This is a genomic window from Pseudomonas sp. ANT_H12B, assembly GCF_008369325.1.
Lineage (GTDB): Bacteria > Pseudomonadota > Gammaproteobacteria > Pseudomonadales > Pseudomonadaceae > Aquipseudomonas.
Genome location: NZ_VOBI01000027.1, coordinates 1 through 14,742 on the forward strand (window position 1 = coordinate 1; position 14,742 = coordinate 14,742).

The 14,742-nt window shown below is 58.8% G+C and carries 20 protein-coding genes and 1 riboswitch; of the genes, 11 read left to right on the plus strand and 9 right to left on the minus strand.

The window, feature by feature from the left end; genetic code table 11:
* Positions 1–76 (plus strand): IS3 family transposase (locus FQ185_RS31245; RefSeq protein ID WP_346243103.1); only part of this gene is annotated, 76 nt, incomplete at its 5' end.
* 54 nt (positions 77–130) lie between these two features.
* Here FQ185_RS31245 and FQ185_RS27770 read toward each other — a convergent pair.
* Both FQ185_RS27770 and upp read right to left on the minus strand, forming a co-directional pair.
* Positions 131–1,405 (minus strand): uracil-xanthine permease family protein, encoded by a 1,275-nt coding sequence (locus tag FQ185_RS27770; RefSeq protein ID WP_149420222.1) that lies wholly within the window; start codon positions 1,403–1,405, stop codon positions 131–133.
* A 2-nt stretch (positions 1,406–1,407) separates the two neighbouring features.
* Positions 1,408–2,046, minus strand: coding sequence for a uracil phosphoribosyltransferase (gene upp / locus FQ185_RS27775; RefSeq protein ID WP_149420223.1), 639 nt, complete (start codon positions 2,044–2,046; stop codon positions 1,408–1,410).
* A 177-nt stretch (positions 2,047–2,223) separates the two neighbouring features.
* Here upp and FQ185_RS27780 point away from each other — a divergent pair, with 177 nt between their 5' ends.
* From FQ185_RS27780 to FQ185_RS27795, 4 genes are all read left to right on the plus strand, one after another.
* Positions 2,224–2,781, plus strand: coding sequence for a hypoxanthine-guanine phosphoribosyltransferase (locus tag FQ185_RS27780; protein WP_149420224.1), 558 nt, complete (start codon positions 2,224–2,226; stop codon positions 2,779–2,781).
* A 3-nt stretch (positions 2,782–2,784) separates the two neighbouring features.
* Positions 2,785–3,258, plus strand: a complete 474-nt coding sequence (locus tag FQ185_RS27785; RefSeq protein WP_149420225.1) for a WbuC family cupin fold metalloprotein — start codon at positions 2,785–2,787, stop codon at positions 3,256–3,258.
* Between the two features lie 41 nt (positions 3,259–3,299).
* Positions 3,300–3,785: a hypothetical protein gene (locus FQ185_RS27790; RefSeq protein ID WP_149420226.1), complete on the plus strand. Its 486-nt coding sequence runs from the start codon at positions 3,300–3,302 to the stop codon at positions 3,783–3,785.
* Between the two features lie 63 nt (positions 3,786–3,848).
* Positions 3,849–4,136 (plus strand): PA4642 family protein, encoded by a 288-nt coding sequence (locus FQ185_RS27795; protein ID WP_149420227.1) that lies wholly within the window; start codon positions 3,849–3,851, stop codon positions 4,134–4,136.
* A 68-nt stretch (positions 4,137–4,204) separates the two neighbouring features.
* Here the strand turns inward: FQ185_RS27795 and mqo are convergent, their stop codons facing one another.
* Together mqo and FQ185_RS27805 are read right to left on the minus strand one after the other, a co-directional pair.
* Positions 4,205–5,713, minus strand: a complete 1,509-nt coding sequence (gene mqo / locus FQ185_RS27800) for a malate dehydrogenase (quinone) (protein ID WP_149420228.1) — start codon at positions 5,711–5,713, stop codon at positions 4,205–4,207.
* 740 nt (positions 5,714–6,453) lie between these two features.
* Positions 6,454–6,687 carry a hypothetical protein gene (locus tag FQ185_RS27805; protein ID WP_131059469.1) on the minus strand — a complete coding sequence of 78 codons (234 nt, stop codon included), beginning with the start codon at positions 6,685–6,687 and terminating at the stop codon, positions 6,454–6,456.
* Positions 6,688–6,914: 227 nt separating this feature from the next.
* Between FQ185_RS27805 and FQ185_RS27810 the strand changes: the two genes are divergently transcribed.
* On the plus strand, positions 6,915–7,499 hold the full coding sequence (locus tag FQ185_RS27810; RefSeq protein WP_149420229.1) for a YajG family lipoprotein: 585 nt from the start codon (positions 6,915–6,917) through the stop codon (positions 7,497–7,499).
* Between the two features lie 80 nt (positions 7,500–7,579).
* Here the strand turns inward: FQ185_RS27810 and FQ185_RS27815 are convergent, their stop codons facing one another.
* Positions 7,580–7,786 (minus strand): hypothetical protein, encoded by a 207-nt coding sequence (locus tag FQ185_RS27815; protein ID WP_010458215.1) that lies wholly within the window; start codon positions 7,784–7,786, stop codon positions 7,580–7,582.
* A gap of 193 nt (positions 7,787–7,979) precedes the next feature.
* On the opposite strand from FQ185_RS27815, the gene FQ185_RS27820 reads away from it, so the two are divergent.
* Positions 7,980–8,258 (plus strand): hypothetical protein, encoded by a 279-nt coding sequence (locus FQ185_RS27820; protein ID WP_149420230.1) that lies wholly within the window; start codon positions 7,980–7,982, stop codon positions 8,256–8,258.
* A gap of 64 nt (positions 8,259–8,322) precedes the next feature.
* Here the strand turns inward: FQ185_RS27820 and FQ185_RS27825 are convergent, their stop codons facing one another.
* Positions 8,323–9,486: a 1-acyl-sn-glycerol-3-phosphate acyltransferase gene (locus FQ185_RS27825; RefSeq protein WP_178113617.1), complete on the minus strand. Its 1,164-nt coding sequence runs from the start codon at positions 9,484–9,486 to the stop codon at positions 8,323–8,325.
* 142 nt (positions 9,487–9,628) lie between these two features.
* Between FQ185_RS27825 and FQ185_RS27830 the strand changes: the two genes are divergently transcribed.
* From FQ185_RS27830 to FQ185_RS27845, 4 genes are all read left to right on the plus strand, one after another.
* The gene (locus FQ185_RS27830) at positions 9,629–9,811 is read left to right on the plus strand and encodes a CPXCG motif-containing cysteine-rich protein (protein WP_149420232.1); all 183 of its coding nucleotides are present in this window, start codon (positions 9,629–9,631) and stop codon (positions 9,809–9,811) included.
* Positions 9,812–9,820: 9 nt separating this feature from the next.
* Positions 9,821–10,081, plus strand: a complete 261-nt coding sequence (locus tag FQ185_RS27835) for a putative signal transducing protein (protein WP_149420233.1) — start codon at positions 9,821–9,823, stop codon at positions 10,079–10,081.
* Positions 10,082–10,116: 35 nt separating this feature from the next.
* A complete protein-coding gene (locus tag FQ185_RS27840; protein ID WP_149420234.1) occupies positions 10,117–10,740 on the plus strand; it encodes an SOS response-associated peptidase in 624 nt (207 codons plus the stop codon).
* 194 nt (positions 10,741–10,934) lie between these two features.
* Positions 10,935–11,753 carry a M48 family metallopeptidase gene (locus FQ185_RS27845; protein ID WP_149420235.1) on the plus strand — a complete coding sequence of 273 codons (819 nt, stop codon included), beginning with the start codon at positions 10,935–10,937 and terminating at the stop codon, positions 11,751–11,753.
* Positions 11,754–11,901: 148 nt separating this feature from the next.
* Here FQ185_RS27845 and FQ185_RS27850 read toward each other — a convergent pair whose 3' ends face one another.
* The 3 genes from FQ185_RS27850 to FQ185_RS27860 all read right to left on the minus strand — a co-directional run bounded on the left by FQ185_RS27850 (position 11,902) and on the right by FQ185_RS27860 (position 14,737).
* A complete protein-coding gene (locus FQ185_RS27850) occupies positions 11,902–12,486 on the minus strand; it encodes a TMEM165/GDT1 family protein (RefSeq protein WP_149420236.1) in 585 nt (194 codons plus the stop codon).
* An 89-nt stretch (positions 12,487–12,575) separates the two neighbouring features.
* Positions 12,576–12,698, minus strand: a riboswitch (yybP-ykoY riboswitch).
* 40 nt (positions 12,699–12,738) lie between these two features.
* Entirely contained in the window at positions 12,739–13,737 is a 999-nt protein-coding gene (locus tag FQ185_RS27855; protein ID WP_149420237.1) for a class I SAM-dependent methyltransferase, read from the minus strand.
* Between the two features lie 34 nt (positions 13,738–13,771).
* Positions 13,772–14,737 carry a 2-hydroxyacid dehydrogenase gene (locus tag FQ185_RS27860; RefSeq protein ID WP_149420238.1) on the minus strand — a complete coding sequence of 322 codons (966 nt, stop codon included), beginning with the start codon at positions 14,735–14,737 and terminating at the stop codon, positions 13,772–13,774.
* Positions 14,738–14,742: the final 5 nt, after the last annotated feature.

Consider the following 14,742-nt stretch of genomic DNA (forward strand, 5'->3'; position numbering starts at 1 on the left):
CAATCACTCGCGTATCAGACTGAAGCTAAACGGCCTGAGTCCTGTTGAATACAGAACTCAGGCCGCTCAGGCATAGATGGGTAAACGTCCAACTTTGTGGGGTCAGTTCAGAGCGTGGGAACGATCACTGTTACAGCAACGGATCATCCGCCTTTTTGTGTTTCCAGCTGTCATTGCCCGGCAGTAACAGGTTCAGGGCAATCGCCGTCACCGCGCACAGCGCGATGCCTTTGAGGCCGAAATCGTCCGGGCCAGTCCCGGTGCCGACCAGCACGCCGCCAATCCCGAACACCAGGGTCACCGAAACAATCACCAGATTGCGCGCCTCGCCCAGGTCGATCTTGTGGCGGATCAGCGTGTTCATGCCCACGGCCGCGATCGAGCCGAACAGCAGGCACAGAATCCCGCCCATCACCGGCACGGGAATGCTTTGCAGCAGCGCGCCGAACTTGCCGACGAACGCCAGGCTGATGGCGAAGATCGCCGCCCAGGTCATGATTTTCGGGTTGTAGTTTTTGGTCAGCATCACCGCGCCAGTCACTTCGGCGTAGGTGGTGTTGGGTGGACCGCCAAACAGTCCCGCTGCGGTGGTAGCAATGCCATCGCCGAGCAGGGTGCGGTGCAGGCCAGGCTTCTTGAGGTAATCGCGACCGGTCACGCTACCGACGGCGATCACGCCGCCGATGTGCTCGATGGCCGGGGCCAGGGCCACCGGAACGATGAACAGAATCGCCTGCCAGTTGAATTCCGGCGCGGTGAAATGCGGGATGGCAAACCACGGTGCAGCGGCAATCTTCGCGGTATCGACCACACCGAAGTAGAACGCCATGCCAAAACCCACCAGCACGCCGGAGATGATCGGCACCAGGCGGAAAATACCTTTGCCGAACACAGCAACGATCAGGGTGGTCAGCAGCGCTGGCATCGAGATCAGCATTGCGGTCTGGTAATGAATCAGCTCAGTACCGTCGTCAGCCTTGCCCATTGCCATGTTGGCGGCGATCGGCGCCATGGCCAGGCCGATGGAGATGATCACCGGACCAATCACCACCGGAGGCAGCAGACGGTCAATGAAACCGGTGCCTTTGATCTTCACGGCAAGGCCGAGGAAGGTGTAGACGAAACCCGCCGCCATCACACCGCCCATGGTCGCCGCGAGGCCAAACTGGCCCTTGGCGAGAATGATCGGGGTAATGAAGGCAAAGCTCGACGCCAGGAACACTGGCACCTGACGCCCGGTGACGATCTGGAACAGAATCGTCCCCAGGCCTGCAGTGAACAGCGCCACGTTTGGGTCGAGGCCGGTAATCAGCGGCATCAATACCAGGGCGCCGAAAGCCACGAACAGCATCTGTGCGCCAGACAGCACTGTGCGCCAGAGCGGATCGTTGAACTCATCCTGCATGCTCACGCGTCCTTCTGCTTGGTGCCGAAAATCTTGTCACCGGCATCGCCCAGGCCTGGGATGATGTAACCGTGTTCGTTGAGTTTTTCGTCGATAGATGCGGTGTAGATGGTCACGTCCGGGTGAGCCTTCTCCACAGCGGCGATGCCTTCAGGCGCGGCAACCAGCACCATCGCGCGGATGTCGCGGCAACCGGCTTTTTTCAGCAGGTCGATGGTTGCGACCATGGAACTGCCGGTGGCGAGCATCGGGTCGATGATCATCGCCAGACGTTCATTGATTTCCGGAACCAGTTTTTCCAGGTAGGTGTGAGCCTGCAGGGTTTGTTCGTTGCGGGCCACGCCCACAGCGCTGACTTTCGCGCCCGGGATCAGGCTCAGCACGCCTTCGAGCATGCCGATGCCGGCGCGCAAAATTGGCACCACGGTAATTTTCTTGCCGGCGATTTTCTCGACCGACACCGTGCCGGCCCAACCTTGGATATCGTAGGTTTCCAGCGGCAGGTCTTTGGTGGCTTCATAGGTCAGCAGGGCACCGACTTCCTGAGCGAGCTCACGGAAATTCTTGGTGCTGATGTCTGCGCGGCGCATAAGGCCAAGTTTATGACGGATCAGCGGATGGCGGATCTCTTGGATGGGCATGGGGAAAGGCTCCGGCGGCGGGCAAAAAAACCGGCCTAGATTAATCTATCCGAGGGTGTTGTCCTATAGACATACAGTACGTTAGTCCACAAAGGCTTGATCTGGCCTCGCTTGATGCGTACCTTTGCCCGCTTTTCCGAACCCGTCCCTCCCCCTCACTCCCCCCTGGAGAGCGCCATGTCCGCTGATCTCGAGCATATCCGTCAAATCATGCGAGAGGCTGACTGCCTGTACACCGAAGCTGAAGTCGAGGCGGCCATCGCCCGCGTCGGTGCACACATCAACGAACAGCTGGCTGAAAGCAATCCGGTGGTGTTCTGCGTGATGAACGGCGGGCTGATTTTCGCCGGCAAGTTGCTCACCCATTTGCAATTCCCGCTGGAAGCGTCCTACCTGCACGCGACCCGTTATCGTAACGAAACCAGCGGCGGCGACCTGTTCTGGAAAGCCAAGCCGGAAGTTTCGTTCATCGACCGCGACGTACTGATCATCGACGATATTCTCGACGAAGGTCACACCCTGAGCGCGATCATCAACTTCTGCAAACACGCCGGCGCGCGCAAAGTGCACACCGCCGTGCTGATCGACAAGGACCACGACCGCAAGGCTCGCCCGGACCTGAAAGCCGATTTCGTCGGTCTGCCATGCATCGATCGTTACATCTTCGGCTATGGCATGGACTACAAAGGCTACTGGCGTAACGCCAACGGGATCTTTGCCGTTAAAGGAATGTAAACAATGGCTGCGCCGAGCTTTCTTGATCAAACGTTGTTCGCTGAGTTGGCCGGGAAAGCAGGGGCGAATCCTCGCGGGCGTCAACATCACAACTTCCATCAGATGGAAGAGGCGTGCCATCGCATGGCGGTGGGCTTGCAGCCGAGCACTTATATCCCGCCTCACCGTCACTTGGGCGATAACAAGGCTGAAACCTTGTTAGTCCTCAAAGGACGGCTGGGTGTGTTGATCTTCGATGAGTCTGGCGCTGTGGTGAGCAAGCGGATCCTGCAGGCCGGCGGCGACTGCGTCGGTGTTGACCTGCCAACCGGTGTGTTCCATGGCCTGGTGATACTGGAAGCCGACAGCCTGATGTTTGAATGCAAGGCTGGGCCTTATCGTCCGGTCGGTGAAGGTGAGCTTGCTCACTGGGCGCCACGCGAAGGCGAACCCGGTGTGGCCGAGTATCAAGCCTGGATGCGCGCGCAGTTTGATTGATAGATCTCTGTAATTGAATGGACTCGCCCAAGGAACCCGTCATGAGCCTTTTGATCCGCAGCTGCGCCGCCCTGTTGCTGACCCTCAGCCTGCCCTTGGCGGCCGCCCCGGCGCCGATGCACGCGCAGTTCCTGCCTGCGGACGACCTGACCCTGCGTGATGCGCAGCCCGAGCAGCAACAGCTATTGCAGGTCACCGAATATTCGGTGGTGGTGGGTAGCCAGCGTCAGTCCAATCAGCAGCCGATTCCGGTCACTTCACCGTTGTTGATTCGCCTCAAGGGCAAATCCTTGAACAAGGGCGCGACCATTAATCAAGTCTTGGTCAACTTCGATGGCGAAAGCAAAAGCCTGAAAAAGCCGATCTACGATGAAAAAAGCAAAACCCTGACGCTCTACTACCCGATGGCTCAGTACCGGGTGATCATCGATTTGTTGCGCAACGACACGGTGTATTGCCAGTTCCTCAGCTACGCCAACGGCCATGTCTGGGCCGATCTGCACACAGGCAGCGTTCGTCCGCGTTGAGCCCGGCGCCAAGTGAGGGGTAAACTGCCCGCCCCGTGAAATGTCTGCGAGCTGGAGTCGGCAATGCGTAAAGATAAGAAGCAAGTGATTGGTGACGAGATCGGCGATGCGCAGATCAAACTGTTCCTCGATTTCGAGCCGATCGACGCCACGTCGCCGTCGCTGCACAAACTGATCAAGGCCTATCGCGGCCTGCGGATCGATGACTTCGAGCGTTTTCTGACGTTCTTCGTCGAGGCCGGCCTGGACCTGGACGGCAAGGATGAGCACGGCAATGACTTCGTCACCCTGATCAAGGATCAGCGCAACGCGGGCGAGTACATCGAGCTGATCGACAAGGCTCGCGGTTAAGCTATTTTTACAGGCACAAAAAAACGCCCCGATCTCACTGAGAACGGGGCGTTTTTTATAGAGCCGAATCAAGCGTAGCTTTCGGTCTCATTGCTGGCTTCAACCAGTTCCAGGGCGACATTGTTCTGCACATTGATCTTGCGATACAGCGCAGCATCGGTTTCCAGAACCTTTTCCCGCGCCGGGAAGATTTCCGCGAGCTTGGCAGCCCACTCACCGGAGGTTTTGTTCGGGAAGCATTTTTCGATCAGCTCAAGCATGATCGAAACCGTGACCGAAGCACCTGGCGAGGCGCCGAGCAGGGCAGCAAGGGAACCGTCCTTGGAGGCTACCAGTTCAGTACCGAACTGCAGAATGCCGCCCTTTTTCGGGTCTTTCTTGATGATCTGCACGCGTTGGCCGGCCACTTCCAGGCGCCAGTCTTCGGCTTTCGCTTCAGGGTAGAAACGACGCAGGGAGTCCAGGCGCTGCTCCATCGACTGCATCACTTCGCTGACCAGGTATTTGGTCAGGTCCATGTTGTTTTTCGCCACGGCCAGCATCGGGCCGATGTTGCCGGCGCGAACCGACATCGGCAGGTCCATGAAGGAGCCGTGCTTGAGGAACTTGGTGGTGAAACCGGCGTAAGGTCCGAACAGCAGGGACTTCTTGCCATCGACTACGCGGGTGTCCAGGTGCGGTACCGACATCGGTGGCGAACCCACCGCTGCCTGGCTGTAAACCTTGGCCTGGTGATGCTTGACCACTTCCGGGTTGTCGCAACGCAGCCATTGGCCACTGATCGGGAAGCCGCCGAAGCCTTTGCTTTCTTCGATGCCTGACGCCTGCAACAGCGGCAACGCCGCGCCGCCAGCGCCGAGGAAGACGAATTTTGCGTCGACTTCACGGGAGTTGCCGCTGTTGACGTCCTTGATGCTGACGGTCCAGCCGCTACCGTTACGCTTCAGGCCGGTGACGCGCTTGCAGTACTTGACCTGGGCATCGGGTGCGCTGGTCAGGTGCGCGAGCAATTGATTGGTCAGGGCGCCGAAGTTGACGTCAGTACCGTTCATCACGCGGGTGGCAGCGACGACTTCGTCAGCCGGGCGGCCCGGCATCATCAGCGGCATCCACTCAGCCATGGTGGCTTTGTCTTCGGTGTATTCCATGTCCGAGAAGGCGTGGTGTTTGCTCAGCGTCTTGAAGCGTTCCTTGAGGAAGGAAACGCCATCGTTGCCTTGCACGAAGCTCAGGTGCGGTACCGGGCTGATAAAGGTCTTGGACGAGCCGAAGGTGCCTTTTTTGGTCAGGTACGACCAGAACTGCTTCGACACCTCGAACTGGGTGTTGATGTGCACGGCTTTCTTGATGTCGACGGTGCCGTCGGCGGCCTGCGGCGTGTAATTGAGCTCACACAGCCCGGCGTGACCGGTACCGGCGTTGTTCCACGGATTGGAACTCTCCGCGGCACCGGAGTCCATCAGCTCGACGACTTCCAGCTTGATCGCGGGGTCGAGCTCTTTGAGCAGTACAGCGAGGGTGGCACTCATGATGCCGGCCCCAACCAGTACTACGTCGACTGCTTCGTTATGCGCCATTTAACGCGTCTCCAAAATCTGCAGCACCAAATTGTCGGCATGGCTGCCAGGAGTGACGGGGCGTGTCAGTGATGCCCCAGGTACCCATGGCAGTATCGCCATGTCCGAATCTTCGCATTTTTTCGCAACTTCGACGGACGCTACCTGCCGGGTCTAAAAAGAGTTACATGAACTCACTTCAACGCGCGGCTGGCAATTCGACTTATGGTCGATACATCCGTTTGTGCAACCAAATCCGTAGCGGACAGGCTTCAGGCTCCGGTGTTCGAGGAGTACTCGGTCCTGTGTCGTTGGGCTGTTTCAGACGCTAATGGTGCATGTTCAGACGCAAAACTATTCATTTGCTCGCCACACTCTTGTGAAGTTGTGAAAACCCGTTTTTTTCACGCTCTTTTGAAGACGTGAACCTCAAAAAAGGGCTGTCCCAGCCTGGCACCGTGCCCGGATGGATTGCCGTCATGGGATACATGACAGGCAAAACGGGCAAACAGCTCAGTGACCGAGCGTAATGACAGCTCTGCAGATTCGCGAAAAGTGGAGGTTTTGCTTAAAGAACAGCAAGCGCGCCAGCTTCACTCGATCTGTGTGGGCGGCTCTCTGTGGGCGGTGCGGGGTGTCAATACAAGCGCATTGACGATGCTGCGAGGCCCGATCAGGAGACGTCCTTATAATCGGGGGGAGATTGTAGCGAAGAAACGCAGGGAAATGGTCGTGATTAATGACTTTTATTAGGCGTTCGGTCAGGTGGTCAACAGATGTTGCACCCGTGCACGTGGCTGGCGCTGGCTGACACGGGCGCTAGGGGGCAGGGGATGGTGCAACCAGTTGAGGCGGATTTCTTCGATTTCGACCCAGCCATCACCCATTGGCTGGAGGCTGCACTGCTTGAACGCCTGGCAGTGGCCATTGCGGTCGAGCAGGGCAAAGCTGCGGTGCAGCGGGCGTGGCGCGAACAGCGAGATGAGATAACGCATGGCAAAGTACCTTGTGGGGTGACTGCTGTGAAGGTTGCCAGCAAGCCGTGACGTGAAAGTGTATGGACGATGACAGATGTGTGACAGGAACCGCCTTCCCAAGGGTTTGTCAGACTTTTCAGCAATTGTTGAGAGACATGAGTATCCGGTCTTACAAATGCTGTTTCTCGACGATGGCCCACCGCTATACTGCGCACCTGTTTGTGCCTGATTCTGGAGAGAAGAGCATGTTGCAACGCCTGTTGTTCGGTTTGATCACTGTGACCAGTTTGACCCTGGTCGGCTGCGCCCACAGCCCGCAACAACTGAACCCGGAACCCAAGCTGACGACGCAGCTGGCGCCGGTCGGCCGCGGTCAGCCGGTGGTGGTGCGTGTGGTGGACGGTCGTCCGTCGCCAACCTTGGGCACCCGTGGTGGCCTGTATCCTGAGACCAGCGCGATCACCGTGCAGGGTGCGCAGATTCTGCCGAAGTTGCAGGCCCAGGCCGAGGCGGCCGTTCGGCTGTTGGGCTTCACCCCGACGTCGAATGCGCTGAATGCGCCGCAGTTGACCGTGACCCTGGCAGAGCTGAAGTATCAGTCGCCTAAAGAAGGCATGTATGTGACCGAGGCGACCATTGGCGCGACGTTCCGCTCCGATGTGCAGAATGCCAACCGCCGTTACAGCGGTCGTTACGGTGCGTCCCTGGATCAGCGTTTTGGTATGGCGCCGAATCAGGAAACCAATACCAAACTCGTCAGCGATGTATTGAGCGATGCGTTGACGCGTCTGTTCAAGGATCCGACGATTGGTCAGATTCTCGCCGAATAACCTTTCGCCTGAATTGATAAAAGCCCGGAGCCAGCAATGGCCCCGGGCTTTTTCATGCCTGTCGATTTCTCACGGACCTGTCAGGCGGCCTGCGAATAAAAATCCAGCACACTCACGCCCGTCAGCAAATCCGTCTCTGGCAAATCCGCATGTTGATGCCCACCCAATGCGCAATACACCAACCAGTGGCGGTCCTGAACGTTGAAGGCGAGGCTGCCAACGAGGTTTTGTTGTTCGTCGCTTTGGGCGATGAGGTAGAGGCGATCCTGGTTTTCGGCGTGCAGCATGACGGTTTCCGTGTCGGTTTAGAGGGGCGCCAGACTGGCGTATTCAGATGACGGCGCCGTGACACAGGACAGGAATCGGTCAAATGGTTCGTTATTTGTCGGAAAGCAAGGGCAGGAGGCGAGGCTTTCGGTAGAATTCACGCCGCAGTCGTCGGCCCGGCGTCTGCTACGTCTGTTTTGCCCGAGGTCCGTGATGTCGTTGCATTTGATTTCGCTGTTTACCAACCATCCCGCCAAGTTGATCAACCTGTTGGCTTTGCTGTTGGCTTTTCCGGGCGGATGGTTGCTGCATGCCACTCGTCGCCGCGAACAGCGCGCGCTGGCCAGTCTGGAAGCCCAGCGCCAGAGTCGTCCCAGCGAAGAGCCAATCCTGGATTGGGCGACCTTGCGCATGAATCGTTTTTTCTATCGATTCGGTTTCGCCTGCCTGGGGTTGGCGTTGCTGGTGTCGTGGATCAGCACGCGGGTCTGACAGCGAAAAACGCAGCAATGAAAACGGCGCCCAAGGGCGCCGTTGTCGTATCCAGCCAGAAACTTTACAGCGGCAATCCCGCTTTCACACGGTACTGATTGCGCACCGGCGTCGCATATTGCAGCACCAGAAACGGACGATGCTCCTCAGAGCAATCGTCCAGACGCTGTTGCCATTGCTCCTGAGCCTTGGCCAGCTCGTCAGCCGCAAACACCTCGGCAGCTTTCGGAACCTGCAATTGCGGGTCGGCGTCTTTCCACTGGGCGTAAGCCAGGTAGTGCACCGGGAACAACCGGTACCCGCCGAGGATTTGCCGATCCATCTCGATCGCCAATTGCTTGGTGTCGTCGAACAGCTCGGTGATCGGTGAGGCGAAGTTCACGTGGACCCGGCCCTTGTAGCCGGTGATGCCTTTGGCAATGCTCACATCGTCCTCGCCCGGCACTTTGGTGTAGCTGCCGGTGGTGGCGCGGATGAACAGCTCGCGGGCCTTGGCCTGGTCGCACGGATCGTATTCGTAGCTGATCGACACCGGAGTGACGTTCAGCGAGCGGATGACTTCGCCAAACGGCTCATCCTTGCGGCTCATGTGGAACATCTTGAGGATCGCCGACTCGGTGCGGTCGTCGCCGTCCTTGGCCCGGCCTTCGGCCTGAGCGATCCAGATCGAGGCGCAATCGTTGCGGATCGAGTGGTTGATGTAGGCCGACAGCAGCTGATACGCCGCCATCTTCTCGCGGCGTCCGGTGATCGAGCGGTGCACGATGAAGCTTTTGTTCAGGCGCATCAGGTCGCTGACGAAAGGCTTTTGCAGCAGGTTGTCGCCAATCGCAATGCGCGGTGTCGGCAGGCCGGCGTGGTACACGGCGTAATTGACGAAGGCCGGGTCCATCACGATATCGCGGTGATTGGCGATGAACAGATAGGCGCTGCCGGACTTGAACTGCTCGACGCCGGTGTACGTCACCCCGTCCGTGGCGCGCTCGATGGTGTGGTCGACGTACATCTCGACTTTGTCCTGCAGCGTGGCCACCGACGTGACGCCGGCGAACTCACGGCGTAGCCGATGAGCTATAAGAGGTTTGAGCATCCAGCCGAAAGCACCGGCAAAACGCGGGAAGCGGAAGTGGATGAGGATATCTAGAAATGCCTTGTCGCCTAGCAGTCGGTCCAGCACCGCTGGGACTTCGCTGTCGTCGTAAGGTCGGATGGCATCGAATTCGCCCATCATGCTCTCTTGTTAGAAACGGCTAGGGTAAGTAAAGGTTTTGATCGAAAACCAACGGGGCACGGTCTGAAAAGTTAGCCAGACAAAAATAGCCCTGCAAATAGACCGGCGATTATACGCACAAGTCACCTGGGAGACCGCGATGCTGGAAACTGCGCTGTATGAATGTCCGTATTGTGGTGAAGCGGTTGAGACGTCTGTGGATATATCCGGGGGCGATCAGACCTATATCGAGGACTGCCAGGTGTGCTGTCGGCCGATAAAGTTTGTGTTGCAGGTTGACGCAGAGGAATGGCATCTCGAAGTGTTCAGCGAAAACGAGTAAGGGGCGTCTATGCAGCGAATCTACGAGCCGGAAAACCTCATGGAAGGTGAGTTGCTGCAAGGCATGCTGGCCAGCGAGGGCATCGAGGCGCATCTGGTGGGCCGCCATTTGCTCGGTGGCACCGGTGAATTACCGGTCTTCGGCCTGCTGGGCTTGTCGGTGGATAACGACCAGGCCGAATACGCCCGGGAGCTGATCGCCGCGTACAATGCCGCGCTGCCGCTGCCCGGCGATGAACTGGAGAGCTTTCCCGGCACGCTGGTCTGTTAGGCTGACGTACGTTTTATTCAGAGTCGTGTTGCCCCATGTGTGGACGTTATGCCCTGTTTCGCTGGAACCCCGCCTTCGCGGCCCTGCCTGGCTTCCCCGCCGATCAGCAGGCCCAGTGGAATATTTCCCCCAATGATTCGGTGTTGATGCTGCGCGCAGGCGTCGATGGTCAGCGCGAGTTGGCCCGGGCGCGTTGGGGGTTGACGCCGCCGTGGCTGACCGATTTGTCCCGCACTCCGGCCCATGCCCGGGCCGAAACCGTCGCTGAACAACCGATGTTTCGCCAGGCCCTGCGCGAACGCCGCTGTTTGCTGCCGGCCAATGGTTTCTACGAATGGCGCGGCACGACACGCAAGCGTCCGTATTGGCTGACGCCGGGGGAGGGCTCGGCGCTGTTTTTTGCAGCGATCTGGGAGGCGTATCCGGTGCAGGAGCAGGTGTGGCTCAGCACGGCAGTGATCACCCAGCCGGCTGCGAGTCAGCGCCGGCCGTTGATTCTTGATGCGGCGGGGCAGGAGGCGTGGCTCAACCCCGAGACGCCGTTGCATACGTTGCAGGCATTGCTCGCCAGTGAGCCGGCTGCGTTGCGCGAGCGGGTGTTGGCGAATCTGGTGAATGATCCGAAGTTGAATGGGCCGGAGTGTCTGACCCCGGGCTAAATGCGCGTTCGTGCTGGCCTCATCGCGAGCAGGCTTCCGGCGATTGTTAAACCATGAATTGATTGATCGGCATGTGAGTTTTTTTCTACGGCCATGAGAGCTTTGTCTGAAATGTGCGTCTACACCTCTGTTGTATCTGGCGTCGATACAAATCCACGCCTAGGATACGCGGCATGTTTTCAGGGAGTTTTTTAATGAACAAAACATTGGTTGTGTGTGCACTGAGCGCAGGTTTGCTGCTCGCCGGTTGTCAGTCGGTCAATACCACCAGCGGTGGTGCCGTGGGTGTTGAGCGCAAACAGTACATGTTCAGCATGCTGTCGGCTGACGAGGTCAACCAGATGTACGCCCAGTCTTATCAAAAGACCGTGGGGGAGGCGAATACCAAAGGCGTGCTGGACAAGACCAGTGCCGATGCCAAACGCGTGCAGGCGATTGCCGACCGGCTGATTGCTCAGGCGCCGGTTTTTCGTCCGGATTCGGCCCAATGGAAGTGGGAAGTCAACCTGATCAAGAGCGACGAACTCAACGCCAACTGCGGGCCTGGCGGCAAGATCATTTTCTACACTGGGCTGATCGACAGCCTGAAACTGACCGACGATGAAATTGCCGCGATCATGGGCCATGAAATCGCCCACGCTCTGCGTGAGCATGGTCGTGAAGCGATGTCCAAGGCTTACGGTATCGAAATGGCCAAGCAGGGCGCTGGAGCCTTGTTCGGTCTGGGTCAGGGCAGTCTGGCGCTGGCAGACACCGTGGCCAACTACGGCATGACCTTGCCTAATAGTCGCTCCAATGAAAACGAGGCGGACCTGATCGGTCTGGAACTGGCCGCTCGCGCCGGTTACAACCCGAATGCCGCGATCACCCTGTGGAACAAGATGACCAAGACCTCGGAAGGTTCGCCACCGGAGTTCATGAGTACTCACCCGGCGTCGTCCAGTCGTATTGCTTCATTGCAAGCGGCGATTCCGAAGGTCATGCCGCTGTACGAGAAGGCCCCGAAATCCTGATAGTCATACGGTAAGGCCGCTGACGCCTTCGCGGGCAAGCCTCGCTCCCACAGGTTTTAGATCGATTACATAATTTGTGTACGACACAACACCTGTGGGAGCGGGCTTGCCCGCGATGAACGATAACGTGGTCTACCGACCTACAACATTAAACCCACCCGCTGCTCTGCATCGCCTTGTACACCGCAACCACAGCCAGGATGAAGAACGCCGACGCCGCCAAACGACGAATCAGCGTCAATGGCAATTTGTCCGCCGCAAAGTTGCCCGCCAATACCACAGGCACGTTGGCAATCAACATGCCGACCGTGGTGCCGATAATCACCAGCCACAGTTCCGGGTACTGCGCGGCGAGCATCACGGTTGCGATCTGGGTCTTGTCGCCGATTTCCGCAAGGAAGAATGCGATCAGCGTGGTCAGGAACGGCCCGAACTTACGGGCGGTGCTGGCTTCGTCGTCATCCATCTTGTCCGGCACCAGGGTCCACAGCGCAGTCGCGGTGAAGCTCGCGGCGAGGATCCAGTGCAGCACCGCATCCGAGAAGAAGCTGCCGACCCAGGCACCTACCGCACCGGCTGCCGCGTGGTTGGCCAGGGTTGCGGCGACGATGCCGGCGATGATCGGCCAGGGTTTGCGAAAGCGGGCAGCGAGAATGAGCGCGAGCAGTTGCGTCTTGTCGCCGATTTCGGCCAAGGCAACGATTGCGGTGGGGACGAGAAGTGAATCCAGCATCAGGGTTTTCCTAAGGGGCGGGTCGACACGGCTATGACACGTACAGCCTTCCCGCCCCGGGTAAGGTGTTCGTGTCATAGGTCTTGTCAAACCCTGCGATCCGTCTGATGCGGACGCTTGGGTCGCATACGCCATGGTCTGTTGACCAAGTATGTTGACGTATGCCGGACGAGCATGGCGCTCGTGGGAGACTACTCCCCTAGGACGGAGCGGATTCTGCCTAGGCAAATCCGATTGGGCAAGAACAAATTTTCAGCCGCGTTTGGCCCGATAAATTCTGAAACCCTGTCCTTCAGCCTTGATTGCACACACGCCGAGATGCTCTTCGATCAGCGGTTGGTACTTCAGGAAGCTGTTCGCCACCAAGCGCAGTTCGCCACCGTTTTTCAGATGTTTGGCCGCTTTTCGCAACAAGTTCTCGGTAGCAAAGTAATCAGTGTGCACGCCGACATGGAACGGCGGGTTGCTCAGAATTGCGCTCAAACCCATGGGCGCGGCGTCGATACCGTCACCGGTAATGACCTCTGCTTCCAGACCGTTGGCGGCCAATGTCAGGCGACTACTGGCAGCGGCAAACGCGTCCACATCAAGCAGCGTGACCTGGTAGTGCGGATAACGACGTTTCACCGCCGCCCCCAATACGCCTGCACCGCAACCGAAATCCAGCAAGTGGCCGCTTGGCAGTTTGTCCAGATGCTCCAGCAACAACGCGCTACCGCGATCCAGTCGACCATGGCTGAATACGCCCGGCAGACTGATGACTTTCAACGGGCCTTCGGCCAGTGGCAGTTCATATTCCTGGGCCAGGCTTTCCAGCGATTTGGCTTCTGGCGCGTCGGCCACGGTGACTTGCCAGAGCTGACAATGCCGCGCGCTGTCGAGCTTGCGCGGTTTGCCGAACGGGTTCAGTTGCTTGGCCGCGCCTTCGATACCGCTGCGTTTTTCACCGACCAGGTACAACTCACGACCGGCCAGGCGCGAGGCGAGGGCGTTGAGGATGTAATCGGTCAGATCCTTGGATTTGGGCAGAAACACCACGGCGGTGTCGAATTCACGCTCGGGTGCGTTCACCCCGAAATGGCTGCGTTCGGCAAAACGCGCATCCAGTGCGGCTTGATCGCCGGCATGCCAGCACCAGCCATGAGCATCGGGCAGACGACCCAGCAGATCGTCGGCGGGCAAACCGGCCAGCAACACCGAGCCCTGGAATAACTCAGCCTGACGAAGCAGTACTTCACTGCGCGGATCCATAATCTGCTCCTGTGAAAAAAAGTGCCGCAGTTTATCAACTGACGACACGCAGCGCTTTACCGCTGAAGTATCCCTGAGCGTTTTCGGTCAATTGGCCCACGATCCGCTGCCGCGCTTCGCGACTGCCCCAGGCGTTGTGCGGGGTGACGATCAACCGTGGAATGTCGGCGGCCAGCAATGGATTGTCAGCGGTCGGTGGCTCGACGCTCAGCACGTCGGTGGCCGCACCGCCCAAGTGACCCTTGCGCAAGGCATCGGCCAGGGCCTGTTCGTCGATCAAGCCGCCGCGTGCGGTGTTGACCACAAAGGCGCCGGGCTTCATCGAGGCCAGCTCACGGGCACCAATGAAGTGGCGGGTGTGTTCGTTGAGCGGGCAGTGCAGCGTCAGCGCGTCAATTTGCGGTAGCAGTTCATCCAGCGGCAAACGATCCGGCCGGGCAGGGCGCCCCGGGATCTGCCCGAGCAGCACGCGCATACCGAACGCTTCGGCCAGCCGCGCCACCGCGCCGCCCAGTTCGCCGTGACCGAGCAGGCCCAGGGTTTTGCCTTCCAGTTCGACGATCGGGTAGTCCAGCAGGCAGAACTGTTTCGCTTGCTGCCAACGGCCTTCGCCGACGGCTTTTTGATAGTCGGCCAGGCGCGTGGCCAGGTTGAGCAGCAACATGATCGTGTGCTGCGCCACCGACGGTGTGCCGTAGCCCTGACAGTTGCAGACGGTGATCCCATGGGCGCGGGCGGCGGCGAGGTCAACGTTATTGGTGCCGGTGGCGGTGATCAAAATCAGCTTCAATTCGGGGCTGGCAGCGATGGCGGCAGCGTCGATCAGGATCTTGTTGCTGATGGCGACGGTGGCGCCCTTGAGGCGTTCGATCACTTGGTCCGGCGTAGTCTGGGCAAACAGCTGCAAGTCGCTGAAACACGCTTGCAACGGGCTGAGGTCGAGGTCGCCCAGGTCCAGGGATGGGTGGTCGAGGAAAACGGCGCGGTGAGTGTTCGTCATCAACT

Coding starts and splice junctions, on each gene's coding strand:
- FQ185_RS27835 (WP_149420233.1), top strand. CDS start 9,821: ATGCAGCGAATCTACGAGCCGGAAAACCTCATGGAAGGTGAGTTGCTG.
- upp (WP_149420223.1), bottom strand. CDS start 2,046: ATGCCCATCCAAGAGATCCGCCATCCGCTGATCCGTCATAAACTTGGC.
- FQ185_RS27815 (WP_010458215.1), bottom strand. CDS start 7,786: ATGCTGCACGCCGAAAACCAGGATCGCCTCTACCTCATCGCCCAAAGC.
- FQ185_RS27855 (WP_149420237.1), bottom strand. CDS start 13,737: ATGGATCCGCGCAGTGAAGTACTGCTTCGTCAGGCTGAGTTATTCCAG.
- FQ185_RS27785 (WP_149420225.1), top strand. CDS start 2,785: ATGGCTGCGCCGAGCTTTCTTGATCAAACGTTGTTCGCTGAGTTGGCC.
- FQ185_RS27790 (WP_149420226.1), top strand. CDS start 3,300: ATGAGCCTTTTGATCCGCAGCTGCGCCGCCCTGTTGCTGACCCTCAGC.
- FQ185_RS27820 (WP_149420230.1), top strand. CDS start 7,980: ATGTCGTTGCATTTGATTTCGCTGTTTACCAACCATCCCGCCAAGTTG.
- FQ185_RS27845 (WP_149420235.1), top strand. CDS start 10,935: ATGAACAAAACATTGGTTGTGTGTGCACTGAGCGCAGGTTTGCTGCTC.
- FQ185_RS27780 (WP_149420224.1), top strand. CDS start 2,224: ATGTCCGCTGATCTCGAGCATATCCGTCAAATCATGCGAGAGGCTGAC.
- mqo (WP_149420228.1), bottom strand. CDS start 5,713: ATGGCGCATAACGAAGCAGTCGACGTAGTACTGGTTGGGGCCGGCATC.
- FQ185_RS27850 (WP_149420236.1), bottom strand. CDS start 12,486: ATGCTGGATTCACTTCTCGTCCCCACCGCAATCGTTGCCTTGGCCGAA.
- FQ185_RS27770 (WP_149420222.1), bottom strand. CDS start 1,405: ATGCAGGATGAGTTCAACGATCCGCTCTGGCGCACAGTGCTGTCTGGC.
- FQ185_RS27810 (WP_149420229.1), top strand. CDS start 6,915: ATGTTGCAACGCCTGTTGTTCGGTTTGATCACTGTGACCAGTTTGACC.
- FQ185_RS27830 (WP_149420232.1), top strand. CDS start 9,629: ATGCTGGAAACTGCGCTGTATGAATGTCCGTATTGTGGTGAAGCGGTT.
- FQ185_RS27795 (WP_149420227.1), top strand. CDS start 3,849: ATGCGTAAAGATAAGAAGCAAGTGATTGGTGACGAGATCGGCGATGCG.
- FQ185_RS27805 (WP_131059469.1), bottom strand. CDS start 6,687: ATGCGTTATCTCATCTCGCTGTTCGCGCCACGCCCGCTGCACCGCAGC.
- FQ185_RS27840 (WP_149420234.1), top strand. CDS start 10,117: ATGTGTGGACGTTATGCCCTGTTTCGCTGGAACCCCGCCTTCGCGGCC.
- FQ185_RS27825 (WP_178113617.1), bottom strand. CDS start 9,486: ATGGGCGAATTCGATGCCATCCGACCTTACGACGACAGCGAAGTCCCA.
- FQ185_RS27860 (WP_149420238.1), bottom strand. CDS start 14,737: ATGACGAACACTCACCGCGCCGTTTTCCTCGACCACCCATCCCTGGAC.